The sequence below is a fragment of the Citricoccus sp. CH26A genome, assembly GCF_000224415.1.
Lineage (GTDB): Bacteria > Actinomycetota > Actinomycetes > Actinomycetales > Micrococcaceae > Citricoccus.
On the sequence record NZ_AFXQ01000023.1, the window covers coordinates 1 to 25,230 of the forward strand.

Genomic DNA, 25,230 nt, shown 5'->3' on the forward strand with positions numbered 1-25,230 from the left:
GCGGCCTGCAGGGCCAGCAGGTTCGCCGCCGCCGGCGGGACCAGCGTGGTCTTGCCGGTACCGGGCGGGGCCTGGACCACGGCGACGCGCTCGTCGGCCAGCACCCGGAGCAGGCCGGGCAACGACTGGGCGAAGACGAGACCTGCACCCAGGGTCTCGAGGTCGAAGGGCACGGGTCCGGGGCGGTGGTCATCCCTCCATTCTCGCGTGCCCGGCAGAGGCCGGATCAGGGGGTCGGGGTGCCGCCGTTGGCGTTGAGCGTCTCCCCGTTGACGTAGCTGGACTCCGCAGAGGCCAGGAACACGTAGGCCGGGGCCATCTCCACCGGCTGTCCGGCGCGGCCCAGCGGGGTGTTGTGGCCGAACACCGGCAGCTTGTCCTTCGGCTGCCCGGCGCTGACCTGCAACACCGTCCACACGGGACCGGGCGCCACGGCGTTCACGCGGATGCCCCGTTCGCCGAGCTGCTGTGCCAGGCCCTTGGTGAAGTTGTTGATGGCCGCCTTGGTGGACGCGTAGTCGAGCAGCATCGGGTTCGGCTCGTAGGCCTGGACCGAGGTGGTGTTGATGATCGTGGATCCCGGTCCCATGTGGCGCAGGGCCGCCCGGGAGAGGGTGAACATCGACTTGATGTTGATCTGGAAGGTCTGGTCCACCTGCTCGTCGGTGAGCTCCTCGAGGGACTCGCTGATCAGCTGCTTGCCGGCGTTGTTCACCAGGATGTCCAGTCCGCCCAGCCTCTCGGCGGCGGCGTCCACCAAGCCGTTCCGGTAGTCGGCGTCCAGCAGGTCGCCGGGCAGGGCGACGGCGGTGCGACCGGACTCCTCGACGGCCTGCACCACGCGCCGGGCGTCCTCCTCCTCGGCCGGCAGGTAGGCGATCGCCACGTCCGCCCCCTCGCGCGCGAAGGCCACGGCGACGGCGGCGCCGATACCCGAGTCGCCACCGGTCACCAGGGCCTTGCGGCCCGTCAACCGGCCCAGGCCGCGATAGCTCTGCAAACCGATGTCCGGCACCGGTTCGGTCCTCACGTCCAGCCCCGGTTCGGGCTGGTGCTGCTCGGGCGGGGAGACCTTCGGGAACTTGGTGGTGGGGTCACCGTCGGCCAGCTGGTTCCGCACGTCGGTGGCGTGGTCGGCGGCGCTGCTGTTCTTCTCGGTATCGGTCATGCGGTCGACCCTAGGGACGCCGCGGAGGGCCTGACAAGTCATGGCACCATGGGGCCATGACCACTGCCGACGCCGCGTCCCCGCTCTCCACGGCCCCGGCCGGGCACACCGGGCCGGACCGGGTACTGATCCTCCCGCCCACCGACCTGCGCACCGGGACCCCGTACGCCGACGCCCATGAGGGCCCCACCCGCGCCGCGCTCGGCGCCGGGGGCTCGGTCGTGGCGAACAGCGCCCGGGAGCCCGACGGTGACGGCTCGGCCACCGCGCTCGTGCTGGTCCGGCCCATCCCGGTCGAACAGGTCGAGGCGGCGCTGGCCGCCAACCCGCGCACGAGCTGGGTCCAGTTGCCCTTCGCCGGGATCGAGCCCTACGTGCCGCTGATCCGTTCCCGGTCCGACATCACCTGGACCTCGGCCAAGGGCACCTATGCCCCGCCGGTCGCCGAGCACGCCCTGATGCTCACGCTGGCCCTGCTGCGGGACCTGCCCACCCGGATCCGCGCCACCGACTGGGGCCCGGCCGGGGGCAGGACGCTGCAGGGCATGGACTGCGTGATCGTCGGCGGCGGCGGGATCGCCCGCGAGTACCTGCGCCTGCTCAAGGCCTGGGACACGCGTGTCACGATCGTCCGTCGCCACGACGGTGATATCCCCGGTGCCGACCGCACCGTCACCCAGGACCGGCTGGACGAGGTCCTGCCCGGGGCCGGCGTCGTGATGGTGGCCGCCGCGGCCACCGACCTCACCCGGGGCATGATCGGTGCCCGCCAGTTGGAGCTCATGGACCCGGACGCCGTCCTGGTGAACGTCGCCCGCGGCACGCTGGTGGACACGGACGCCCTCGTGGCCGCCCTGGCCGCCGGTTCGATCCACGCCGCCGGCCTCGACGTGACCGACCCCGAACCGCTGCCGGAGGGGCACCCGCTCTGGGCCGAGCCGCGGTGCGTCATCACACCCCACACCGCGGACACCCCTGAGATGTGCATCCCGCTGTTGGACGCCCGGATCGGGCGGAACCTCGAGGCCCGGGCCACCGGAGCACCCCTGGAGGGCCGCGTGGACCCGGTCGGCGGTTACTGAGCGCAGACCGTCACGGCGGACGGGTCCGACCCGCATAGGCTGGGGGCATGAGATCACCGGTGCAGGACTACCTCGATCGGCTGCTGGACGAGATCCGGCCCCTGGACGCCGGGGTGCCCCACCAGGCGATCCCGTCCACGGCGGACATGGACCCGGAACTGTTCGCGGTGGCGCTGACCACCGTGGACGGGCACTCCTACGCCGCCGGGGACACCGAGCAGAAGTTCTCGATCCAGTCGATCTCCAAGGCCTTCACCTACGCCATGGCCCTCGAGGACCTCGGCCCGGAGAAGGTCCAGGAGAAGATCGACGTGGAGCCCTCCGGTGACCCGTTCAACGAGATCTCGCTGCAGGCCGAGACCGGACGGCCGGACAACCCGATGATCAACGCCGGGGCCATCGCCACGACCGCGCTCATCAAGGGCCGTGGCGGCCGCGACCGGATGGGCCGGATCCTCAACACCTTCTCCGACGCCGCCGGCCGCGAGCTCAAGGTCTCCGAGTCCGTCTTCCGCTCGGAGGACCGCGCCGGGCACCGCAACCGGGCGCTGGCCTGGCTGCTGCGCTCCTTCAACATCATCGAGTCGGACCCCGAGCCGGTCGTGCTGGACTACTTCCGGCAGTGCTCGGTGCTCGTGACGGCGAAGGACCTCGCCGTGATGGCGGCCACGCTGGCCAACCAGGGCGTGAACCCGGTGACCGGCGAGCGGGTGTTCGCGCCGCGCACGGTGCGCTGGGTGCTCTCGGTGCTGTCCACCTGCGGGATGTACGACGACGCCGGCACCTGGGCGATCGAGGTCGGGTTGCCGAGCAAGTCCGGCGTGGGCGGTGGCGTCCTGGTGGTGGTGCCCGGCCAGATCGGGATCGGCCTGTTCTCCCCGCCCCTGGACCACCACGGCACCTCCGTGCGGGGAGCCGCCACCATCAAGCGGCTGGCCACCGACCTCGGCCTGCACTACGGAGACGCCCCGCCCGTGGGCCGGTCCACCATCCGGTCCTCCTACGACCTGGCGGAGTCGCCCTCGGGCGTCCCCCGCAGCGTGGAGGCGCTGCAGACGCTGGAGCGGCACGGCGGGGAGTGCCGCATCGTGGAGATCGGCGGGGACATCGGCTTCGCCGAGGCCGAGACCTTCGTGCGCTACACCACCGACCTGCCGGAGTCCACGCGCACCCTGATGGTGGACGTGTCCAAGGTGGACGACTTCGGCCGCGCCGCCGTGCGGATGTTCAACCAGGTGGTGCGCGCCTACCTCTCCGAGGGGCGGGACCTGGTCCTGGTCGACGACGACCGACAGTTGGCCGAGGCCATGGTCCAGGACGCCGAGGACTCCTCCTACGGCCCGCTGCCCAGCCCGTTCGAGGACGCCGGGGAACCGGACGGACGCACCCAGGACCCGGCCGACGCCGGGCCCTCCTTCCGCCTGTTCCTCTCCCGGTCCCTGGCGGTGGAGTGGATGGAGATGCGGGTGCTGTCCCGGCACGCGCCCGAACTGGTGCCGGCCGGGCGGCAGGAGCCGGCCCGGTCCCCGCTGCTGGAACTGTTCGACGAGCAGGACGCCCAGACCCTGTCCACCCTGATGGAGAACCGGGACTTCCGGGCCGGTCAGGTCATCCGCCGTGCCGGCCAGCCGTTCGGCGGGATCTACTTCATCACCTCCGGACAGGTGGAGCTCACCAGCCAGGGGGCCGGGGGACGCCGCTACCGGCAGGTGTTCCTGTCCCCCGGGATGATCTTCGGCGAGATCGCCCTGGGCCAGGCCGGACGGCAGATCACCACGGTCCGCGCCGTCGGGCCGGTGAGCACGCGGGTGCTCACCGCGCAGATGATCTCCTCCCTCGAGGAGACCGACCCGCAACTGGCCATCAAGCTGTGGTCCGCCCTGGCCCGGGACGCGTACACCACGGTGGAGCAGATGACCCGCGAGTCCGGCGCCCGGAACGACTGAACCCCCGGGCCGCCCGGCGGATCAGCCGACCGTGATCTCGGCCCGGGCCTCGGCGGAGTCGTCCCGCAGGGCCGCGAAGTCCTGGAGCTCGTTCCGCCCGGCCCGCATGGCCCGCAGCGAGTTGGCGATCGCCACCACGTCCACGACCTCCTGGAACAGCGCGCCGACGATCGCCGGGATCACCCCGAACGCGGCGGTCACCATCAGCACCAGGGACAGCGCGATCCCGGCCCAGATCGACTCCTTGGCCACGCGCAGGGTGCGCTGGCCCACCGAGACGGCCACGGCGGACCGGGAGATGTCGTCCCGGATGATCACGACGTCGGCCGTCTCCGAGGCGGCCGTCGATCCCCGCGCGCCCATCGCCACCCCGACGTCCGCGACGGCCAGCACGGGCGCGTCGTTGACGCCGTCGCCGACCATCATGACCGGTCCGGGCCGCGCCTGGCGGACCAACCGGACCTTGTCCTCGGGCAGCAGCTCCGCCTCGACGTCGGTGATGCCGGCCTGGGCGGCGATGTGCTGGCCGGTGGCCACGGCGTCCCCGGTGAGCATCATCCGGTTCTTCACCCCGAGCCGGTCCAGCTCGGTTAGGGTGTCCGCGGCGTTGGCGCGGAGCCGGTCCGAGAGGATGAGGGTGCCGGCGAAGCCACCGTCCACGCCCACGTAGACGGCCGACTCCCCCGGGCTGAGCTCGGCCAGGTCCAGCCCGGTGGCGTGCTCCCGCACGTAGGCGGCCTTGCCCACGATGACCGTCCGTCCGTCCAGGACGGCGGTGACCCCGTTGGTTGCCTCCTCCCAGGCCTCCGAGGCGGTGATCAGGCTGAGCCCGCGTTCCTCCGCGGCCCGGCGGATGGAGTCCGCCAGCACGTGCACCGAGTACTGCTCCGCCGACCCGGCCAGCCGCAGCAGCTCCTTCTCACTCAGGCGCGCGGCTCCGTCCACGGCACCGGCCGGCCGGGTCTCGAGCAGTTCCGGGCGGCCGTAGGTGAGGGTCCCGGTCTTGTCGAAGGCCACCGTGCGGACGGAGCCGAGCGCCTCGATGATGCCGCCGGACTTGACGATGACCCCGTTCGCCGCGGCCCGGGACATCCCGCCGAGGAAGGCGACGGGCGCGGCGATGAGCAGCGGGCACGGAGTGGCCACCACCAGGACCTCGGCGAAGCGGACCGGATCCTGGGAGACCCACCAGGCGATGCCGCCGATGAGGTAGGCGACCAGGGTGAACGGCACCGCGTACCGGTCGGCCAGGCGCACCATGGGCGCCCGGGACTCCGAGGCCTCCCGCACCAGCGACAGGATCCTCGCGTACTGGGAGTCCTCGGGACGGGCCGTGGCCTGCAGGACCACCGCCTGCTGGCCGTTGAGGGCGCCGGAGAGCACCTGGTCCCCGGTCCGGCGCGTCACCGGCAGGGACTCCCCCGTCAGGGACGACTCGTCGAAGTCGGCCTGCACGTCCGCTCCGTCGGCCCCGGCGACGAGGATGCCGTCCACCGGGACCACCTCTGCCGGGCGGATCAGCAACCGGTCCCCCACGTCCACCTGCTCCAGGGGCACGTCCTGCGCCCCGCCGTCGGGATCCAGCCGGTGCGCGACCTGCGGGGCCCGCTCCAGCAGGGACGTCAGGCTCCGCTTCGCCCGTCCGGCGGCGAACCCCTCGAGGGCCTCCCCGCCGGTGAGCATGAGGCAGACCACCAGGGCGGCGAGGTACTCCCCGACCAGCAGGGTCGCACCGATCGCCGTGACGGCCAGGATGTCGATGCCCCAGTGACCGCGCACCAGGTCCCGGACCATGCCCGCGGCCGTGTAGAGCACGATGACGGCGCCGAACCCGGTCGCCAGCCACCGCGCCGGGCCCGTCATGCCGGTGAACTCGAGCAGGAGAGTGGCCACGAGCACCAGCAGGGTGGAAGCCACCCAGGGATAGGAGCGCACCATCGACCAGAACCTCATGCCGCCGCCTCTCCGGACGCTCGGAAGCTCATCTTCCGCTGACTGTAGTTTCCCTGAGGCGGGCCAGGCTTTCCAGAAAGGCAAGGCTGGCCTCCCTGACGGCCACCGCCTTGACTCCGCACCCCGCCGGGTCCAAACTGCGATGACTGTGTGACCTCGACGAACTCGGGAGGGCCCGTGGGCACCACCTCGCATGAAGTCCCGGATGTCGCTAGGGGTCAGGAGGAGGGACAGCTCAGACGCGTCCTCGGGCCCAGGCTGTTGCTGCTGTTCATCGTCGGCGACATCCTCGGTGCCGGGGTGTACGCGGTCACCGGCCCGATGGCCGGGATGGTCGGGGGCATCCTCTGGCTGCCCTTCCTGCTGGCCTTCGCGGTGGCGACCATGACCGCCCTGTCCTACCTGGAGCTGGTCACGCACTACCCGCACGCGGCCGGGGCCGCGCTGTACACGCACAAGGCCTTCGGCATCCACTTCCTCACGTTCCTCGTCGCCTTCGCGGTGGTGTGCTCCGGCATCACCAGTGCCTCGACCTCGGCCAACGTCCTCGCCCAGAACTTCTTCGGCGGGCTCGAGGTCAACGGCTGGAGCGGACCGGTCGAGGGCGGGGCCGTCACGGCGCTCGCGCTCGGGTTCATGGTGCTGCTGGCCCTGGTCAACCTGCGGGGCGTGGGCGAGAGCATCAAGTTCAACGTGGTGCTGACGCTGGTGGAGGTCACCGCGCTGTGCATCGTGATCGGCGTCGGGTTCTTCGCGATGGCCCAGAACGGCGCGGACCTGGGCCAGCTCGTCGTGTTCCAGGACAACGGGGACAAGGGACTCTTCCTCGCGGTCACCGCCGCGACCTCGATCGCCTTCTTCGCCATGGTGGGCTTCGAGGACGCCGTCAACATGGTCGAGGAGACCAAGGACCCCCAGCGCATCTTCCCACGCACCATGCTCACCGGGCTCGGGATCGCGGTGCTGTTCTACATGCTGGTGGCGGTCTCCGCGGTCGCCGTGCTCACCCCCACCGAGCTGGCCCGGATCGGCGAGGCCGAGGGCCGGGCGTTGCTGGAGGTGGTGCAGAAGGGCGCCCCGGACTTCCCGATCGACCGGATCTTCCCGTTCCTGGCCGTGTTCGCCGTGGCCAACACCGCCCTGATCAACATGCTGATGGCCAGTCGGCTGGTCTACGGCATGGCGAAGCAGAATGTGCTGCCGCGACCCCTGGGGAAGGTCCTGCCGCACCGGCGGACGCCCTGGACCGCGATCATCTTCACCACCGTCCTGGCCATGGCCCTGATCTGGTACGTCACCTCCGACCCGGAGAGCAACATCGTGCAGAACCTCTCCAGCACCACCGCCCTGTTGCTCCTATGCGTCTTCGCGGTGGTGAACGTGGCCTGCGTGGTGCTGAGGCGCCAGCGGCGGCAGAGGCCGGACGAGGCAGAACACCGGACGGCCTTCAACGCCCCCCGGATCCTGCCATACGTCGCCGGCGCCTTCTCGCTGTACCTGGCCGGACCCTGGGTGGAGCGCGATGCCGTGGTCTACCAGATCGCCGGCGGCCTGATGATCCTCGGGATCCTCCTCTGGGTGGTCACCCACTTCGTGAACAAGGCGACCAACCGGGAGGAGGGAGTGCCGGTGGGGGACCTCCTGATCGGCCAGGACGACCACCTGCCGCCCCGGCCACCGGGGCATTGACGGGCCCGGAGACCGGCGGCCATCCTCAGAGGTCCGGGCACCGCGCAACAGACTTGAGCGAATAAAGCTCAAGTCCGAGGTGTTATGCAGGGTGCACGGTCCGGACCTCCAGCCGCCCGGCATGGAGCACCTTTGCGGCGGGCCCGGGCCGGCCGCAGTCAACACAACCAGACCAAGGAGAACCCATGGCCACTCGTATCGACCCCTTCCGTGAACTGGATCGCCTCGCCGGACAGCTGCTGAGCCCGGTGCGCGGCCTGCGGCAGATGCCGATGGACCTCTACAAGGACGGCGACCGCTACATCGTCGAGGCCGACCTGCCCGGGGTCGACCCCTCCAGTGTCGACGTGGACGTGGACGGCCAGCTGCTGACCATCCGCGCCGAGCGCAAGGCGGCGGTGACCGAGCGCGAGGGCGTGCAGTGGATGACCCGCGAGCGGGAGACCGGCAGCTACGTCCGCCAGCTGAACCTCGGCCAGGACGTGGACCTGGAGAACATCTCCGCCACCTATGACCACGGCGTGCTGAAGGTGACCATCCCGGTCTCGCCGAAGTCCCAGCCGCGCAAGGTCAAGGTGTCCACCGGCAACGGCGCCCAGGACATCCAGGCGACCGCCACCGAGACCAGCGGCCAGGACCAGGGCCCGTCCGCACCGCAGGTGGACCCCAACATCTGATCCGCTCCCGCGGACACTGTTCCGCGGGCGCAGTGCCCGGAACGCGGGAAGGCCCCGTCCCGCCTCGGATGCCGAGATGGGACGGGGCCGTCCCGTCCGCTAGCCGCGGAGGGGCATCACACCGCCAGCTTGTCCACGATCTTCTGGACGACCGCGTTCAGGGTGGCCGAGGGACGCATGGCCTCGGACACCTTCTCCGGGGACGGGTGGTAGTAACCGCCGATGTCCACCGGGGACCCCTGGACAGCGTTGAGCTCGTCCATGATGGCCTGCTCGTTCTCGGCCAGCTCTGCGGCGATGTCCGTGAAGCTGGCGGCCAGCTCGGCGTCGTCGGACTGCTGCGCCAGCTCCTGGGCCCAGTACAGGGCCAGGTAGAAGTGCGAGCCGCGGTTGTCGATCTCGCCGACCTTGCGGGACGGGTTGCGCCCCTCTTCCAGGAACGTCCCGGTGGCACGGTCCAGGGTCTCGGCCAGCACCTGGGCGCGGGCGTTGCCGTTGGACACGGCCTCGTGCTCGAAGGACACTGCCAGGGCGAGGAACTCGCCGAGGGAGTCCCAGCGCAGGTGGTTCTCCGCCACGAACTGCTGGACGTGCTTCGGGGCCGAGCCGCCGGCCCCGGTCTCGAACAGCCCGCCGCCGTTGATGAGCGGCACGATCGAGAGCATCTTGGCGGAGGTGCCCAGCTCCAGGATCGGGAACAGGTCCGTCAGGTAGTCGCGCAGGACGTTGCCGGACACGGAGATGGTGTCCTGGCCCCGGCGCAGGCGGTCGATGGTGAAGTGGGTGGCCTCCTGGGGATCCATGATCTCGATCTGCAGCCCCACGGTGTCGTGCTCGGTCAGGTACTGCCGGACCTTGGCGATGACGTTCGCGTCGTGGGCGCGGTTCTCGTCCAGCCAGAACACGGCCGGGGTCTGGGAGGCGCGAGCCCGCGTGACCGCCAGCTTGACCCAGTCGCGCACCGGCACGTCCTTGGTCTGGCACGCACGCCAGATGTCCCCGGCCTGCACCTGGTGCTCGATCAGCACGGCCCCGGAGCCGTCGACCACCTGGACGGTGCCAGCCTCCTCGAGGATGAAGGTCTTGTCGTGGGACCCGTACTCCTCGGCCTTCTGGGCCATCAGCCCGACGTTCGGGACGGTGCCCATCGTGGTGGGATCGAAGGCACCGTTGGCCTTGCAGTCATCGATGACCACCTGGTAGATGCCCGCGTAGGAGGGGTCCGGAAGCACGGCCAGGGTGTCCTGCTCCTGGCCGTGCTTGTTCCACATGTGCCCGGACGAGCGGATCATGGCCGGCATGGAGGCGTCCACGATGACGTCCGAGGGCACGTGCAGGTTGGTGATGCCCTTGTCCGAGTTGACCATGGCCAGGTCCGGACCGTTCGCGTAGGCGGTCTCGATCTCGGCGCGCACGCCCTCGGCCACCTGGGGGTCCAGCGTGTCCAGCCCGGAGAGGATGGCGGCGAGCCCGTCATTGGCGCTCAGGCCGGCGGCGTCCAGCTCAGCACCGTACTTCTCGAACACTGCCGGGAAGTAGGCCTTGACCACGTGACCGAAGATCACCGGGTCGGACACCTTCATCATGGTGGCCTTCAGGTGCGTGGAGAACAGCACACCCTCGTCCTTGGCCCGCTTGATCTGGGTGGTGAGGAACTCGTCCAGGGCCTGGGCGGACATGAAGGTGCCGTCCACGATCTCCCCGGCCAGGACCTTGAAGTCGTCCTTCAGCACGGTGGTCTCACCCTCGCCGTCCACGAACTGGATGCGGATGGTGCCGTCCTCGGGGATGATCACGGACTTCTCGTTGTGGAAGAACGCATCCCGCTTCATGTAGGCGACCTTGGTCTGGGAGTCGGCCGACCAGGCGCCCATGGAGTGGGGATGCTTCTTCGCGAAGTTCTTCACCGACTGCGGGGCCCGACGGTCCGAGTTGCCCTCACGCAGCACCGGGTTCACGGCGGAGCCCTTGACCTTGTCGTAGCGGGCGCGCGCGTCCTTCTCCTCCGCGGTCTTCGGCTCGTCCGGGTAGGCCGGCAGGGCGTAACCGTGGGACTGCAGCTCGGCGACCGCGGCCTTCAGCTGCGGCACGGAGGCGGAGATGTTCGGCAGCTTGATGACGTTGGCGTCATCGGTCTTGACCAGTTCACCCAGTTCGGCGAGGGCGTCGCTGACGCGCTGGTCCTCGGGGAGCACATCGTTGAAGGCGGCCAGGATGCGGCCGGCCAGCGAGATGTCCCGGGTCTCCATCTCCACACCGGCGGTCGAGGCGAAGGCCTGGACCAGCGGCAGGAGCGAGCCGGTGGCCAGCATGGGTGCCTCGTCGGTATGGGTGTAGATGATCTTCGACATGAAGCGTCGCTCTCCTCACAGGGCGCAACCGGGTGACGGCCTCGCCGGGTCGTGGTGATGGTTCAATCCGGCCCTAATCTACCGGAGGCCGCCCGGTCCACCGATCCGGTGACCGGACCTGGCGGCACCGTCCTCCCGGCGCTCAGCCGTGGAAGAAGTGCCGGGCGCCGGTGAAATACATGGTGATGCCGGCCGCCTCCGCGGCGGCGATGACCTCCTCGTCGCGGATGGAGCCACCAGGCTGGACCACGGCGCGCACGCCGGCGTCGATCAGGATCTGCAGCCCGTCCGCGAACGGGAAGAACGCATCGGACGCGGCCACCGCGCCGCGGGCCCGTTCCGGCGCCCCGGTGCCGGTGACGTTCTCGGCACCACCCGCCGTCGTGATCTCGGCGCCTCCGGCCCCGGCGCCCGTCCCCACGTCCTGGGCGCCGGTCGCGGCGGCCCCCAGGGTGTTGGCGCGCTCGACGGCCAGCCGGCAGGAGTCCAGCCGGTTGACCTGCCCCATGCCAACGCCGACGGTGGCCCCGTCCGAGGCCAGCAGCACGGCGTTGGACTTCGCGGCACGCACCGCGCGCCAGGCGAAGGCGAGGTCGGCGAGGGTCTGGCCGTCCGCGGCGGGACCGGCGGCCAGGGTCCAGGTGGCGGGGTCGTCACCGGCGGCGTCGATCGCGTCCCGGGCCTGCAGCAGCATGCCCCCGGAGACCTGCTTGTACTCCACGGAGTCCCGGGCGTAGCCCTCGGGCAGGCGCAGCAGGCGAAGGTTCTTCTTGGCGGAGAGGATCTCCAGGGCCTCGGCGGAGAAGGCCGGGGCGATGACGACCTCGGTGAAGATGTCCTTGACGGTGGCGGCCATGCCGGCGGTGACCTCGCGGTTGGCGGCGATCACGCCACCGAAGGCGGACACCGGGTCGCAGGCGTGGGCCTTGCGGTGGGCCTCGGCGATCGGATCGTGTCCCTGGGCGCCGGAGACCGGCGCCTCCTCGGACACGGCCACGCCGCAGGGGTTGGCGTGCTTGACGATGGCCACGGCCGGGACGTCGAAATCGTAGGCGGCGCGCAGGGCGGCGTCGGCGTCGGCGTAGTTGTTGTAGCTCATCGGTTTGCCGTGCAGCAGCTCGGCCTGGGCGATGCCGGGGGCGGCGCCGTCCTCCACGTACAAGGCGGCCTTCTGGTGCGGGTTCTCGCCGTAGCGCAGGGTCTCGGCGCGCTGCAGCGTCACGCCGGCATAGGGCGGGAAGACGGGCGCGGACGGGCTCAGGGCTGGCACGTCCTGCGCGACCTGACCGGCGCCGGTGACCGCGGCGTCGGTCTCGACGTCGTCGTCGGCCTCGAACTGCGCGGCGGTCCAGGAGGCCACGGCATTGTCATAGGCGGCGGTGTGGGCGAAGGCGAGGGCGGCCAGCCGGCGCCGGGTCCGCAGGTCGAAACCGCCGGACTGCGCCGCGCTCACCACGTCCCCGTACCTCGCCGGGTCCACGACGACCGCGACGGAGGGGTGGTTCTTCGCCGCGGCGCGGACCATGGAGGGCCCGCCGATGTCGATCTGCTCGACGACCTCGTCCTGGCCGGCGCCGGAACGCACGGTGTCCACGAACGGGTAGAGGTTCACGACCACCAGGTCGAAGGGCTGCACGTGGAGCTGCTCGAGCTGGGCCACGTGGTCCTCGCGGCGGCGGTCGGCGAGGATCCCGGCGTGCACCATCGGGTGCAGCGTCTTCACCCGGCCGTCCAGGCACTCCTGGAACCCGGTCACCTCGGACACCTCGGTCACCGGGACCCCGGCCGCGGCGATCCGCTTCGCGGTCGAGCCGGTGGAGACGATCTGGACCCCGGCGGACTGCAGGCCGCTGGCCAGCTCCTCGAGCCCGGTCTTGTCGTAGACGGAGATGAGGGCCCGCTTGAGCGGGACCCGGTCGAGCTGGATGGTCACTGGTGTGCTCCTGGGTGCTTCGGTCCGGTACGGCGGAAGTGCGTGAGGGGTGCCGGCCGGGCCGGACGCCGCATCCAGTGTAGGTCGGGGCGGCGCGGGGCGGGCCGGGATGACGGGTGGGGACGACCGGGACCACCCCGGCGTCGGGGCCGGACGGCCCCCCGGGCCGGGGAGGCGCCCGGACCGGGGAGGCGCCCGTGCCTCACTCGCCGTGGGACTGGGCCAGGTGCTCCACCAGCTTCCCGGCGCGTTCCTCGGACCGGCGCTGCAGGCCGAACTCCGCGGCGTACAGCACCCCGTAGCCGAACGTGTCCTCACCGGCCTTGGCGGCCTTCTTCGCGGTGTGCAGCACGTGCTCCTGGAACATGATGGAGTCCCGGTGCTCGCCCAGGGCCTCCTGCAGCTTCTTGGCGGTCTTCATGCGGGCCACCAGGTGGCTGCCCAGGTCCAGTCCGGTCGCGTCCTGGACGGCCTTGACCGCGTAGCGCAGGCGCTTGGCCTCCTTGCGGACCTCGTGCATCAGCTCGATCCGGCGCTCCGCGTCCTCCTCGGTGGCGGCCCGCTCGGCCAGCTCCAGCACCGCGTCGACCTGTTCGGCGGCCAGCGGTTCCATGGTCCCGGCGGCGTCGGCGGCCTGCGCCTCGTCGATCTCCGGGTGCAGCGGCACATCCCGGGCGTAGGCGTCCAGCCGGTCCAGGACGTCGAAGTACCACTGGGTGCGCATCCGCTTCAGGAGCTCGTCATGGGCCGCGGAGTACTCCTCGGCCTTGACCTTGCGCAACCGCTTGACCGTCTTGCCGGGGACCGTCCCCGCGACCGGACCGGAGGCCCCGCCGGGCAGGTCCTCCATCCTCTCGTCCACCTGGTCCCGGACCACCTCGGCGTCCCGGGCCACGGAGAGCAGCCGGCCCAGCCTGCGCAGGTCCTTGTTCACCCCGGCGGTGGCGTCCGGGTCCAGCAGCGGCGAGTAGGTCTGCAGGGTGGAGCGCAGGGTCCGGCACACCACGCGGAACTGGTGGATGGAGTCCTCCACGTCGCGGCGCACCAGCGGATCCCAGCCCTTGAGCACCTTCATCTCGGCGCGGACGGTCTTGGTCAGCACGGCGTGCAGTCCCGGGGTGGTCCCGTCCGGGGCGTCCACCGCGCGAGGGTCCAGCGGATCGGCCGCCTTGCCGACCACCTTCTCCACCTTCGAGCCCGCTGCCGAGGGCCGTGCTCCGGAGTCCTGCAGGACCTGCCCGACGGCGTCCAGGAACCGCACGGCGCCCGAGGCCGGTTCCTGCGGGGTCGCCTCGGCGGCGCGGTCGGCCCCGTCCGGCGTCGGGCCCTCCCCCGCGACCTCGCGGACCTTCAGGGCGGAGTCCAGCAGGTCGGCGTCGACGACTTCGACCTCCCACTCCCGCCAGTGCTGGACGCGGGACTCGGAGCGGAACCCCACCGACATGGCGGCCACCTGGTCGTCGCAGACCTCGGCGAGCTGGCGGCCGTGGAAGTCCATCAGGTCCACCACCGAGCGCAGGGTGTTGAGCCGGGCGATCGGCCCGAGCGACTTGCCGCGCACGTGGACCTGCACCAGGTCCAGGATCCGGTCCGGGACGCGCACGCCCTCGGGACCGGGCGCGGCGTCGGTGCAGTCCTCCGCGTCCAGCGGGGACTGCAGTTCCAGGCGGTGGTCGCCGGACTTGATCTTCACGTGCCAGCCGGCGTCCGCCCCGCCGGTGCGCCGGCGCAGGGTCACCCCGTTGGCCGAGAGGACCCGGTCCGGGGTGTCGAAGTAGACCGCCTCCAGGGCCATCGGCGGGCGGTACCGGACCTGGGCCACACCGCCCACGCCGTTGAGCCGGGGCAGGGAGGCCTGGCCGTCGACGTCGTACTTCCGCTCGATCTCCACATGGACTGCGTCACTCATGGCACCATGATCCCAGACACGGCGCCGAAACCCCGGAAGAATCGAAGCCCGCCATCAGTTCCTCGAATCCCCGTACCAGTCCTGCCTCGACCCTGCCCACGGGTGAGGAGATCGTCCAGAACCTGCCGTGGCGGTGGAACACCCAGGGCCGGGTCTTCATCGTCGGCGGCCTGGGATTCATGTTCGACGCCTGGGACGTCTCCCTCAACGGCGTGCTGATCCCGCTGCTGCGCGAGGAATGGGCCCTCAGCGCCGGCCAGGCCGCGTGGATCGGCACCGCGAACCTCATCGGCATGGCCCTGGGGGCCTTCGTCTGGGGCACCGTCGCGGACCGGATCGGACGCAAGAAGGCCTTCGCGGCCACCCTGTTGGTCTTCTCGGTCTTCACCCTCGCCGGCGCCCTGACCGGCGGCATCGGCTGGTTCGTGCTGTTCCGGTTCCTGGCCGGATTCGGCCTGGGCGGTTGCATCCCCGTCGACTACGCCCTGGTCGGGGAGTTCACCCCGCGCAGGCACCGGGGCACCGTGTTGACCGCCATGGACGGCTGGTGGCCGATCGGGGCGGCCGGCTGCGGCTTCCTGTCCGCCTGGCTGGTGGCCACGTGGGGCGACTGGAGGCTGCCCCTGCTCGTGATGATCCTGCCGGCGCTGCTGGTGTTCCTCGTCCGGCTGATGGTCCCCGAGTCCCCCCTGTTCCTGATCCAACAGGGCCGCGAAGCCGACGCGCGCAAGGTGATCGACGAGATGGTCCGGCGCACCGGCGAGCCGGCGCGCGAGTACGTGCTGCCGCCCGTGCCCAAGCCGAAGCCGCTGACCGTCGGCGCCCTGGGCGAACAGCTGGCCTCGCTGTGGCGGTACTCCGCCAAGGTCACCCTCGTGTCCTGGGCGCTGTTCTTCACCATCATGCTCGTCTACTACATCGCCCTGCAGTGGCTGCCGACCTTCCTCATCGACGCCGGCTACGAGCAGGCCCGGGCGTTCATCATGACCGGCGCCATGGCCGCCGTCGGGTTGCTCGGCGTGATCGTGGCCGCCTGGCTGGTGGAGAAGACCGGCCGCAAGTGGCTGCTGGCGGTCACCGCCGTGGTCTCCTCGTTCCTGATGGCCGCGCTGGCGGCGCTGCTGGACGTGCCCGCCGCCGTGCTGCCCCTCGTGCTGTCCTTCGGGTTCGTGGTGCAGGTGGCGATCCCCGTGCTCTACACCTACGTCTCGGAGCTCTACCCCACCGAGCTGCGCGGGTCCGGCTTCGGCTGGGCCTCGGCCGTGTCCCGGATCGCCGCCGGCGTGGGCCCGCTGGTCTTCGTCGCCTGGCTGGTCCCGGCCATGGGCCTGGTCTGGTCCTTCGTGGTGACCGGCGTGCTGGTGGTGGCGGCGGTGGTGTTGATGATGGCCATGGCCCCGGAGACCAGGGGCCGGGAGCTGGAGGTCACCGAGGCGTGAGCGCCGGGGCCGCCGGGACCGGGGCGGTCACGACGCCGGCCGGACCGTCGGCGTGCGGCCTTCCCGTGGGCGTGCTGTCGCACTGTGCTTGCCTGCCCGTCACCGCATCGTGACCTGGACGTCATCCGGTGCCCGCAGGGTGGACAGGGCCGGGCCAGGGATGAACCCGGCTCAACAGACCAGCGGAGGACACACGTGAAGAAGAGCAGCGGTTCGCATAAGCACCACCCCCACCCCGAGACGGCTCCCGGGCGCCCCCGCGGCCGGGACACCGGCCGCCGCGTCGCCGCCGGCGCCCTGACGGTCGTCGTCGCCGCCACCCTCGCTCAGGGCAGCGCCCTGGCCGCGCCGGCTTCGACCGCAGCCGCGCCGCCGGCCGGCGTCCAGCCGGCGGCCGGGAAGGCCGGGCCCGCCGCGGCCGGCGACCGGGACCGCGACCGTGACCGTGACCGGGGCGAGAGGTCCCCGAGCTGGGAGCGCACGGCGTTCCGCGGCCAGGTGGAGGTGGTCGAGGGCGAGGACGCCGGGGCCACCACCGTCTCCGGGACCGTCTTCGAGGACCGCAACGAGAACTCCACCCAGGACCGCCGCGAGCGCGGGATCCGGGGCGTCCGGGTCTCCAACGGACGTGACGTCGTCACCACGGACCGCCACGGCGACTACGAGCTGCCGGTCTATGACAACATGACCGTCTTCGTCACCCAGCCGTCCGGCTACCAGGTCCCCGTGGACGAGGACAACGTGGCCCAGTTCTCCTACAACCACCTGCCCGAGGGGTCCCCCGAGCTGCGGTTCGGCGGGATCGAACCGACCGGTCCGGTCCCCGGGGCCCTGAACTTCCCGCTGGCTAAGAGCAAGGCCACCCAGTCGAACGCGCAGCATTGCGTCATCGGCGGTGACGTGCAGACGTACACCGAGGAGGAGGTCGAGTTCGCCCGCAGCGGGGCCTTCGCCGACCTGGCCGACCGCACCGACTACGCCGGCTGCGGCGCCCTGTTCATCGGTGACGTGGTGGGAGACGACCTCTCGCTCTACCCGAAGACGCGGGAGCTGGCCTCCATGCTCAACGGCCCGGCCCGCTTCCTGCCCGGCAACCACGACCTGGACTTCGACGCCACCGAGCGCGAGCACAGCACCGATTCCTTCCGGGAGAACCTGGGTGCCGCCTACTACTCCTACGACGTCGGTCGCGCCCACGTGGTCGCCACCAGCAACCTGGACTTCCCCACTCGCGAGGACGCCGCCAAGGGTGACTACAACGGGAGCCTGGACGAGCGGCAGATGCAGTGGCTGCGCAACGACATCGAGAACACCCCCGAGGACCGGTTGATCGTGCTGGCCGGACACGTGCCGCTGCTGGACTTCGCCGACCAGGGCAGCCAGAAGCACCAGGTGGACCAGGTCCGGGAGATCTACGAGATCCTCGAGGGCCGCGAGGTGATCACCCTGGGCGGGCACACGCACAGCGTGGAGAACCTGCGGGCCGGGGACTCGATGGCCGGCTGGAAGGACCTGTTCGGCGTGGAGGAACTGCCCTTCACCCACATCACCGCGGGAGCCATCTCCGGGGACTGGTACAGCGGACGGGACGTGGAGGGCAGCTTCCCGCTGGCCGTCCAGCGTGATGGCGCCCATCCCGGCGTGCTGACCCTGGACCTCAAGGGCACGCAGGTCACGGAGCGCTTCACCGTCCGCGGGGAGGACGAGGACTTCCAGCAGACGCTGAGCCTGAACACCCCGCGGTACCGGGCCTGGTTCGAGGAGAACAAGGACAACGGCGGAGAGGCCCCGGCCTTCGAGAACCCGCTGCAGGTCTCCCCCGACGACCTGCTGGACCGCACGTGGCTGACTACGAACTTCTTCATGGGGTCCACCGGCTCCACGGTCGAGGTCTCGATCGACGGCGCCGACCCGGTCGAGGCCGTCCGCACCCAGTCCCTGACCGGGGAGGGCCAGCGCGTGGGCGCCCAGTGGTCCGACCCGGCCGCCGTGCAGGAGCAGCTGGTCCACGGCGGGTCCCTCGCCGACCGGACCATGCACCTGTGGCAGTTCGAGCTGCCGGCGTCCATGGAGCCCGGGGAGCACACCGCCGAGGTGACCTCCACCGACGTCCACGGTCGCGAGTACACCGAGGAGATCACCTTCGAGGTCACAGGGTAGTCACCGGGCACCCGCCTCCGAGGGGACGGTGGCCGGACACCCCGGCCGACGGACCGGGTCCCGGTGATCCTGGCCCCCCGCCGTGGGAACCACGGCGGGGGGTCTCGATCACCGGGACCCCCTTCGTCTCGGGCCTTCCCCCGGCTAGCGTGTGGGGGACCGGCCCGCGGATGAGGAGCGACCGATGACGGAACGGATGATCCAGGCCCGCGGCGCCGAGCTCTGCACCGAGTCCTTCGGCGACCCGGCGGCTCCGCCCCTGCTGCTCATCATGGGCCTGGGCGCCTCGATGCTCTGGTGGGACGAGGGCTTCTGCCGCCTGCTCGCCGACGGCGGACGCTTCGTCATCCGCTACGACCACCGGGACACCGGTCGCTCGGTGGCCTACCCACCCGGCCGCCCCGGGTACACGGGCCAGGACCTGGTCGACGACGCCGTCGGTGTCCTCGACGCCTACGGGCTCCCGGCCGCCCACGTGGTCGGCCTCTCCGCGGGTGGCGGGTTGGCTCAGCTGCTCGCCCTCGACCACCCGGACCGCGTGCTCTCCCTGGTCCTGATCAGCACCAGCCCCGCGGTCCCCGGGGAGCGCCGGTTGCCGCCTCCGACCCGTGATGTCCTGGACTTCGCCTCCACGGTGGACGTCGACTGGTCCGACCCCGCGTCCGTGGCCGACTACCTCGTCGGGTACGAGCGGATGCTCACCGGCCCGGACCGCCCGGTCGACGTGGCCGCGGTGAAGGGTCTCGTGGCCCGTGACGTCGCCCGTTCCCGGGACATCCGGACGGTCCAGAACCACGACCTGCTGGCGGACGAGGAACGCCCCCGGGGGCCGCTGTCCTCGATCACCGCACCCACGCTGGTCATCCATGGCGGTGCCGATCCGCTCTTCCCGCCCGCCCACGGGAGGGCCCTGGCCGAGGAGATTCTGGGGGCCCGACTCCTACCGCTCGACGCGGCCGGCCATGGACTGCAGCGGGCGGACTGGCAGATCGTGGCCCGCTCGATCCTGGAGCACACCGCGGCCGACCGGTGACCCTCACCCCCGACGACGCAGGAACTCCCGGAACGTCATCGGTGCCGTCCCGGTGACCGCCTCGATGTCCCCGCTGACCACGTCCAGCTCACCCCGGGCGATTGCCGTGTAGGTCGACACCCAGGCATCGGCCTGCCACGGCGGCGGGTTCCACGCCCGGCGGGACGCGTGTGCCTCCTCCACGGTCTCGTCGTGGAAGCGCACCTCGGCCCCTCCACCTCGCAGATGATCCGGGTGACCTCGTCGAAGGCCAGGGCCTCCGGCCCGGTGAGACGATAGGTCCGCCCCGCGTGCCGGGCGGGGTCCTGGAGGACGCGTCACGAGGGGCCCGGGACGTCGCGGCGGTGCTCCCGGCAGGTTGTGCGGTGTAGGACCATGGACGCCATGGACATCCGCGACGAACGGCTCAGCATCCCCGTCGGTGAGGAGACCGTCACCGCCGTCTGCGCCCGCCCCGGCTCCCCCACCGCCACCGTGGTGGTCGCGCACGGTGCCGGGGCCGGCATGGACCATCCCTTCCTCATCGGCTTCACCGGTGCCCTCAACGACGCCGGCGTGGCCACCTGGCGCTTCAACTTCCCCTACGCGGAGGCCGGGAAGAAGTTCCCCGACCGCGCGCCCAAGGCCGTCGCCACCTGGCGCGCGGTGATGGCGGCGGCCCGCGAGCGAGCCGGGGGCGCTCAGGTCTGGGCGGCGGGCAAGTCCTTCGGCGGCAGGATGGCCTCGATGGCCGTCGCGGAGGGCATGGAGGCCGCCGGACTGGTCTTCCTGGGCTACCCGCTGCACCCGCCGGGCAAACCGGGGAAGCTGCGGGACGAGCACCTCTACGGGCTCACGCTGCCCATGCTCTTCCTGCAGGGATCCCGGGACACGTTCGCCCTGCCCGGCGAGCTGGAACCGGTGGCCGGGCGCATCGGGGACCACGCCGTCGTGCGCCGGGTGGCGGAGGCCGACCACTCCTTCAAGGTGCCGCGGGACCGGCGCAGCCAGGAGCAGACCGGGGCCGGCCTGGCCCCGGCGGTGCTCGAGTTCATCGCCGGCGGCGCGTAGGGCCTACTGGCCGCGCGGTAGGCGCATCAGCGCCTCGAGCGGGCCCACCTCGAACCGGCGGGTCCACAACCAGGCGAAGAGCAGGGACGCCAGGCACAGCACGGCGGTGACCGCGTAACCGCCGGCCAGCGAGCCGGGCCCGGGGCGGACGAACACGGCCAGGGCCAGCAGGTGGCCCACGTAGACGGTCAGGGACAGCCGCCCCATGGCGGCCAGCGCCGGTGTCCATCGGGTCAGGAAGCGCTCCGCCGCCAGGCACGCACCGAGGATGCACAGGGCCGCACCGATGCTCGAGATGAGCCACAGCGGCATCTGGGAGTGCCCGGTCACGGACACCAGCCGGTCCCAGCCGACCGTCCGCCCGGGCTCTCCCACCAGCAGGACCAGGAACCGGGAGAAGGCGTAGGCCCCGACGGCGGCCACCGCACCGCCCACCAGGAACACGCGCTGAAGCCGTCCGTCCCGCAGGTCCAGCCGGCCGATCACCATCCCGAGCAGGAACGGCGCCACCCACACGACGGCCGGGTAGGACCCGGAGAACAGGATGTCGTCCAGGATCTCCGGCGGGGGGTCCACGAGGGTGGGTTCCTTGATGGTGAAGGCATCCGTGCCGCGCCGCACGGCCACCCAGAGGATCGGGCCCGCCACGAGGAAGGTGGCGGACAGGGCGGCCAGCAGCCACGTCGGAGCCCTCAGCAGCGGCAGGCACACGACGAACAGCAGGCCGTAGACCGGCAGGATGACGCTGGCCTCATGGCCGGCCATCTGCAGGGCCAGCCCGCCCACGAGCAGCAGGGCCGCCCGCCACACCACGGTCTGCCACGGCAGGGGGCCACCTAAAGGCCCTCGCGAGGAACGCGTGAGGATGGACATCCCCACGCCGGCCAGCAGCATGAACAGCACGGAGGACCGTCCCAGCGGGAGGTCGTAGAGCGTGCCGAACAGGCCGCCCTCACCCCGGGGTCCGACGTTGACGGCGATCATCCCGATGATCGCCAGTGCCCGCGCCACGTCCAGGCCGACCATGCGGCCGGTCCTCGGGGCAGGCTCACCGGCACCGACCGGGGGCCGCTCGGCCGGCCGGTCGTCGTCGGATTGCTGGAAGGAGGATGGGACGGCGCCCATGAGGGTCATCCTTCACCCTGTGGGGCCGCGACGTCGGCGATCTCCACGTCGGCCTCCCGGCGGCTGTCGGTGGCCCCGGTGACCTCACCGGTGGCGTAGTCGATCTCCAGGGCCTGCACCGAACCGAAGATCGCCTGGTCCCGCTCGGTGCGCTGGAGCTCCCACTTTCGCTCGTCGATGAGCCGGGCGAGGTCCCCGGACGGTTCCTGCTCCACGGCCAGCACGCCGTCCTGGAGGTGGTACCGCGGGGCGTCGACGGCCTCCTGCAGCGGGGCGTCCTGCAGCGCCCAGGCGACGAGGACCCCGGAGAGGATGTTGGGGATCTGGTGCCCGCCCGGGCTGCCGAGCCCGAGCACGGGACGGCCCTCGTCATCGAGCACCATGCTGGGGGCGGACCAGCTCACGGACTTGCGCCCGGGCTCGGGCCTGTTCGCCGGGGACGCCTCGCTCTCGAAGCGGGAGAGCTGGTTGTTGAGGAAGAACCCGCCGACGGAGGCCGACTCGCTGCCGCCCCAGAAGCTCGTCAGGGTGTTGGTCATGGAGACGGTGAACCCGGACCGGTCCACGACCGTCAGGTGGGTCGTGTTGCCCGCGGTCACCACGCCGGTGGCCGTCACCGGGCCCGCGCCGTCGTCGGCTCCGGTGGCCCCGGCACCGGTCCCGCCGGCCAGCAGTCCCACCCGGTCGGCGATGCCGGCGTTGCGTGCCGGATCCGTGAGCTGGTCGACCGGGACGTCCACGAAGTCGGGATCCCCGAGGAAGTGGGTGACCGATCCCTCGGCCGCGATCCATGCCTCGGCCAACCGGTCCACGTAGCCGGCCGTCCCCGGTTCGTGCTCGCCGACCCCCAGGGCCTCGGCGACCTGGAGCTGCTGGACGAGGGCGGCGCCGGGCAGGGGCGGGGCGGCCGAGAGGACCTCGTAGTCGCCGAATTCCCCGCTGACCGGCTCCACCTGCTCGGGCTCGTAGGCCGCGAGGGACGCGGCGTCGAGCCCGTCGACCTCGCTGAGCCGATCCGCGATGCTGCCGGTGTAGAACGCCTCGGGCCCCTGGTCGGCGATCGTGGTCATGGTCCGGGCCAGGTCCTCCTGCACCAGCGTCTCCCCCGCGACCAGTGGTTCACCCGAGGCGGAGTGGTAGTGCTCCAGGCCCTCGATGGAGACCGGGCCGAAGTCCGAGCGCATCCGCTGGGCCAGGAAGTCGGAGACGGGGAAGCCCTCCTGCGCCAGGCCGATCGCCGGCTGCAGCAGCTGCTCCCACTCCAGCGTCCCGTGGTCTGCATGGATCTGCGCGAGCCCCGCGACCAGTCCCGGGACGCCGGTGCCGGAGTCCGGGATCCGCCCGTCCTGGGCCACCACCTCGCGGTAGTCATAGCTCGTGGCCTCCTCGCCCGGGGCCGCCAGGAGGGCCGAGCCACCCCCGCCGATGCCGGAGGCGTAGGGCTCCACCACGGCCACGGCGAAGGCCACGGCCACGGCGGCATCCGCGGCGTTGCCGCCCTCGTCCAGGACCTGCATCCCCGCTTCGACGGCCTCCGGGTGCGCGGCGGAGACGCCGTGCTGGTCCAGCTGGGCGGCCGCGCCCGCCGGGGAGGTGCGCGGTTCCGCGCTCGCGGAGGGACTGGGGCGCGCGGTGTCACCGGCGGACGACGACGGCGCAGCCGGGGAGGACGTTCCGGGTGCCGGTGCGGAGGTCGGCGCCTGGCAGGCGGACAGGGTCAGTACGGCCGCCAGCAGCGGCACGGCACCGAGGGCCGGTTGCTTCTTCATGGGCTCCTTGGGGACGACAGGTCGCCAGTGAAGATCACGGTGCGATCACGACGACAGCCTTCATCGACTATCCCACACTGCGGCCCCCGCCGTCCGGCTCCGAACGGCGGCGGCTCCCGTGTCCACAGCCCGTGCCCGGCCCGGCGACCGGACCGGTGCCCGGACGGGTCCGGCCTGCGCAGGGTTCTCTGCTCCGGTGCACAGTCCCCGCCAAGGTTCGGCCCGTACCGTCGAGGGCGTCACAAGGTGCGAGTGATGATGACAGAAGGCCCCGGCGGTCCCCTCAGCCGGGGCCTTCGCCTTGCCCGGTCCACGGCTTACGCTGTGTCCATGACCGGCACCGACAGCCCCGCAGTCCCTGGTCCCCCCGGATCCGCCGACGTCGACGCGTACATCGACGGGTTCCCCGAGCTGGCCCGCGCCCTGTTGAGGGAACTGCGCGACCTGGCCCGGGCCGTCGTGCCCGAGGCCACCGAGACGCTGAAGTGGAACGAACCGGCCTACGTCCACCCGCGCGGGACCATCCTGTTCCAGTTCTCCGGCCACAAGGCCCACGCCAACATGACCTTCACGCCCAGCGTGCGCGAGGCCTTCGAGGACGAACTGGTCAACTTCGAGACGGGCAAGGGCTCGGTGAAGCTCTTCTACGGCCAGCCGGCGCCGCACGACCTGCTCGAGCGGATGATGCTGGCCCGGGTGCGCGAGTACGAGGACGAGGGCGTCACCTGGATGTAGCCGGGCCTCTCGCCCCCGGGACCCGCGCCCCTAGACTGCCCCCATGCCCGATCCCACAGACCTCCCCGATCCCGGCGTGCCCACCGCCGTCCTCTTCGTCGACCTGCAGGAGGGCTTCTTCGAGTTCCCCGACCTGCAGGACACCCGTGCCCTGCTGGTCGAGGAGTCGAACTGGCTCGCCGCCCAGGCCCACGCGGGCGGCCACGCGGTGTTCGTGGTCAACACGGTGCACCAGGAGGACAAGTCCACCTGGACGCTGAAGATGCTCGAGGACGACCAGGGCTTCAACTTCGAGGGCAGCTGGCAGGCCAGCCTGCTCGACGGGCTGGACGTGGAACCGGCCCGCCACCTGGTCAAGACGCGGGACAGCGCGTTCTTCGGCACCGACCTGGTGGAGCAGCTGCGTGAGGCCGGCGTCCGCCGGCTCGTGCTGGCCGGCGTCACCGCAGAGTCCTGCGTCTCGGCCACCGGCCGGGACGCCTTCGCCCACGATTTCGAGGTCGTCTACGCCCGGCAGGCCATCGCCTCCTCCGACGCGGAGCGCGGCTGGACGGACCTGGAGAACGTCAGCGCGGACTTCCGCCAGACGATCCTGAACCGTCCCGAGGTTCAGCGGCTGCTGACCGCGAAGTAGTCCTCCGGCCGCTTCCCGGCGGCGAGCTCCCCGAGCACCGCGAGCAGTAGGTGCCGTTCCTGGACCTTGATCCGCTCGTGCAGGACCTCCTCGGTGTCCGTGGCGAGCACCGGCACGGCGGCTTGGGCCAGGATCGGCCCGGTGTCCACGCCGGCATCGGCGATGTGCACGGTGCACCCGGTGACCTTGACCCCGTACCGGAGGGCGTCCCGGACCCCGTGGGCGCCCGGGAAGGCCGGCAGCAGTGCCGGATGGGTGTTGAGGTACCGTCCGCCGAAGGCCTCCAGGAACTCCTCACCGACGATCCGCATGAAGCCGGAGGAGAGCACGTAGTCCGGCGCGTACGACGCCGTCCGGACGGTCAGCGCGTGGTTCCAGGCCGCCCGGTCGGGAAACTGCGCGAAGTCCACCACGAACGTCTCGATCCCGGCGGCCGAGGCGCGGGCCAGCCCGCCGGCGTCGGGACGGTCCGCCCCCACCGCGGCGATCTCCACGTCCAGCCGGCCGGCCACGACGGCGTCAATCACCGATTGCAGGTTGGTGCCGGATCCGGAGACGAGGGCCACGATGCGCATGG

19 protein-coding genes are annotated in these 25,230 nt (G+C 71.5%); 10 read left to right on the forward strand and 9 right to left on the reverse strand.

All coding sequences use genetic code 11. From position 1 onward, the window contains the following. Positions 1-226: 226 nt before the first annotated feature. Positions 227-1,168, reverse strand: a complete 942-nt coding sequence (locus CITRI_RS0112525) for an SDR family oxidoreductase (protein WP_010145195.1) — start codon at positions 1,166-1,168, stop codon at positions 227-229. A 56-nt stretch (positions 1,169-1,224) separates the two neighbouring features. Here CITRI_RS0112525 and CITRI_RS0112530 point away from each other — a divergent pair, with 56 nt between their 5' ends. Together CITRI_RS0112530 and glsA are read left to right on the forward strand one after the other, a co-directional pair. Next, positions 1,225-2,250, forward strand: coding sequence for a D-isomer specific 2-hydroxyacid dehydrogenase family protein (locus CITRI_RS0112530; RefSeq protein ID WP_010145197.1), 1,026 nt, complete (start codon positions 1,225-1,227; stop codon positions 2,248-2,250). Between the two features lie 47 nt (positions 2,251-2,297). Further along, the gene (gene glsA / locus CITRI_RS0112535) at positions 2,298-4,196 is read left to right on the forward strand and encodes a glutaminase A (RefSeq protein ID WP_029139294.1); all 1,899 of its coding nucleotides are present in this window, start codon (positions 2,298-2,300) and stop codon (positions 4,194-4,196) included. 21 nt (positions 4,197-4,217) lie between these two features. Here glsA and CITRI_RS0112540 read toward each other — a convergent pair whose 3' ends face one another. After that, complete coding sequence (locus tag CITRI_RS0112540; RefSeq protein ID WP_141566103.1) at positions 4,218-6,149, reverse strand: heavy metal translocating P-type ATPase; 1,932 nt, start codon at positions 6,147-6,149, stop codon at positions 4,218-4,220. A gap of 177 nt (positions 6,150-6,326) precedes the next feature. On the opposite strand from CITRI_RS0112540, the gene CITRI_RS0112545 reads away from it, so the two are divergent. Beyond that, positions 6,327-7,838, forward strand: a complete 1,512-nt coding sequence (locus CITRI_RS0112545; protein ID WP_029139295.1) for an APC family permease — start codon at positions 6,327-6,329, stop codon at positions 7,836-7,838. Positions 7,839-8,023: 185 nt separating this feature from the next. Next, positions 8,024-8,515 carry an Hsp20/alpha crystallin family protein gene (locus CITRI_RS17655; protein ID WP_010145201.1) on the forward strand — a complete coding sequence of 164 codons (492 nt, stop codon included), beginning with the start codon at positions 8,024-8,026 and terminating at the stop codon, positions 8,513-8,515. A gap of 116 nt (positions 8,516-8,631) precedes the next feature. On the opposite strand, the gene CITRI_RS0112555 is transcribed toward CITRI_RS17655, so the two are convergent. The 3 genes from CITRI_RS0112555 to CITRI_RS0112565 form a co-directional block, all read right to left on the reverse strand. Further along, entirely contained in the window at positions 8,632-10,866 is a 2,235-nt protein-coding gene (locus tag CITRI_RS0112555) for an NADP-dependent isocitrate dehydrogenase (protein ID WP_010145202.1), read from the reverse strand. A 142-nt stretch (positions 10,867-11,008) separates the two neighbouring features. Next, positions 11,009-12,799, reverse strand: a complete 1,791-nt coding sequence (gene purH / locus CITRI_RS0112560; RefSeq protein ID WP_010145203.1) for a bifunctional phosphoribosylaminoimidazolecarboxamide formyltransferase/IMP cyclohydrolase — start codon at positions 12,797-12,799, stop codon at positions 11,009-11,011. Between the two features lie 202 nt (positions 12,800-13,001). Beyond that, entirely contained in the window at positions 13,002-14,708 is a 1,707-nt protein-coding gene (locus tag CITRI_RS0112565; protein WP_083843439.1) for a CYTH and CHAD domain-containing protein, read from the reverse strand. A 179-nt stretch (positions 14,709-14,887) separates the two neighbouring features. Here CITRI_RS0112565 and CITRI_RS0112570 point away from each other — a divergent pair, with 179 nt between their 5' ends. The 3 genes from CITRI_RS0112570 (at position 14,888) to CITRI_RS0112580 (ending at position 19,340) form a co-directional block, all read left to right on the forward strand. Next, the gene (locus CITRI_RS0112570; RefSeq protein ID WP_010145205.1) at positions 14,888-16,147 is read left to right on the forward strand and encodes an MFS transporter; all 1,260 of its coding nucleotides are present in this window, start codon (positions 14,888-14,890) and stop codon (positions 16,145-16,147) included. 195 nt (positions 16,148-16,342) lie between these two features. Then, a complete protein-coding gene (locus tag CITRI_RS0112575; protein WP_010145206.1) occupies positions 16,343-18,307 on the forward strand; it encodes a calcineurin-like phosphoesterase family protein in 1,965 nt (654 codons plus the stop codon). A 184-nt stretch (positions 18,308-18,491) separates the two neighbouring features. Further along, entirely contained in the window at positions 18,492-19,340 is an 849-nt protein-coding gene (locus tag CITRI_RS0112580; RefSeq protein WP_010145207.1) for an alpha/beta fold hydrolase, read from the forward strand. 3 nt (positions 19,341-19,343) lie between these two features. On the opposite strand, the gene CITRI_RS17660 is transcribed toward CITRI_RS0112580, so the two are convergent. After that, complete coding sequence (locus CITRI_RS17660; protein ID WP_010145208.1) at positions 19,344-19,544, reverse strand: hypothetical protein; 201 nt, start codon at positions 19,542-19,544, stop codon at positions 19,344-19,346. A 180-nt stretch (positions 19,545-19,724) separates the two neighbouring features. On the opposite strand from CITRI_RS17660, the gene CITRI_RS0112590 reads away from it, so the two are divergent. Next, positions 19,725-20,390 (forward strand): alpha/beta family hydrolase, encoded by a 666-nt coding sequence (locus tag CITRI_RS0112590; RefSeq protein WP_029139297.1) that lies wholly within the window; start codon positions 19,725-19,727, stop codon positions 20,388-20,390. A gap of 3 nt (positions 20,391-20,393) precedes the next feature. On the opposite strand, the gene CITRI_RS0112595 is transcribed toward CITRI_RS0112590, so the two are convergent. Both CITRI_RS0112595 and CITRI_RS0112600 read right to left on the reverse strand, forming a co-directional pair. After that, positions 20,394-21,515, reverse strand: coding sequence for a DUF418 domain-containing protein (locus CITRI_RS0112595; RefSeq protein WP_010145210.1), 1,122 nt, complete (start codon positions 21,513-21,515; stop codon positions 20,394-20,396). Positions 21,516-21,520: 5 nt separating this feature from the next. Then, entirely contained in the window at positions 21,521-23,284 is a 1,764-nt protein-coding gene (locus CITRI_RS0112600; RefSeq protein ID WP_010145211.1) for a gamma-glutamyltransferase, read from the reverse strand. A gap of 330 nt (positions 23,285-23,614) precedes the next feature. Between CITRI_RS0112600 and CITRI_RS0112605 the strand changes: the two genes are divergently transcribed. After that, positions 23,615-24,019: an iron chaperone gene (locus CITRI_RS0112605; RefSeq protein ID WP_050813689.1), complete on the forward strand. Its 405-nt coding sequence runs from the start codon at positions 23,615-23,617 to the stop codon at positions 24,017-24,019. A gap of 43 nt (positions 24,020-24,062) precedes the next feature. After that, the gene (locus tag CITRI_RS0112610; protein ID WP_010145214.1) at positions 24,063-24,653 is read left to right on the forward strand and encodes an isochorismatase family cysteine hydrolase; all 591 of its coding nucleotides are present in this window, start codon (positions 24,063-24,065) and stop codon (positions 24,651-24,653) included. Here CITRI_RS0112610 and purN read toward each other — a convergent pair. Then, on the reverse strand, positions 24,629-25,228 hold the full coding sequence (gene purN, locus CITRI_RS0112615) for a phosphoribosylglycinamide formyltransferase (protein WP_010145215.1): 600 nt from the start codon (positions 25,226-25,228) through the stop codon (positions 24,629-24,631). The genes CITRI_RS0112610 and purN overlap by 25 nt on opposite strands. Positions 25,229-25,230: the final 2 nt, after the last annotated feature.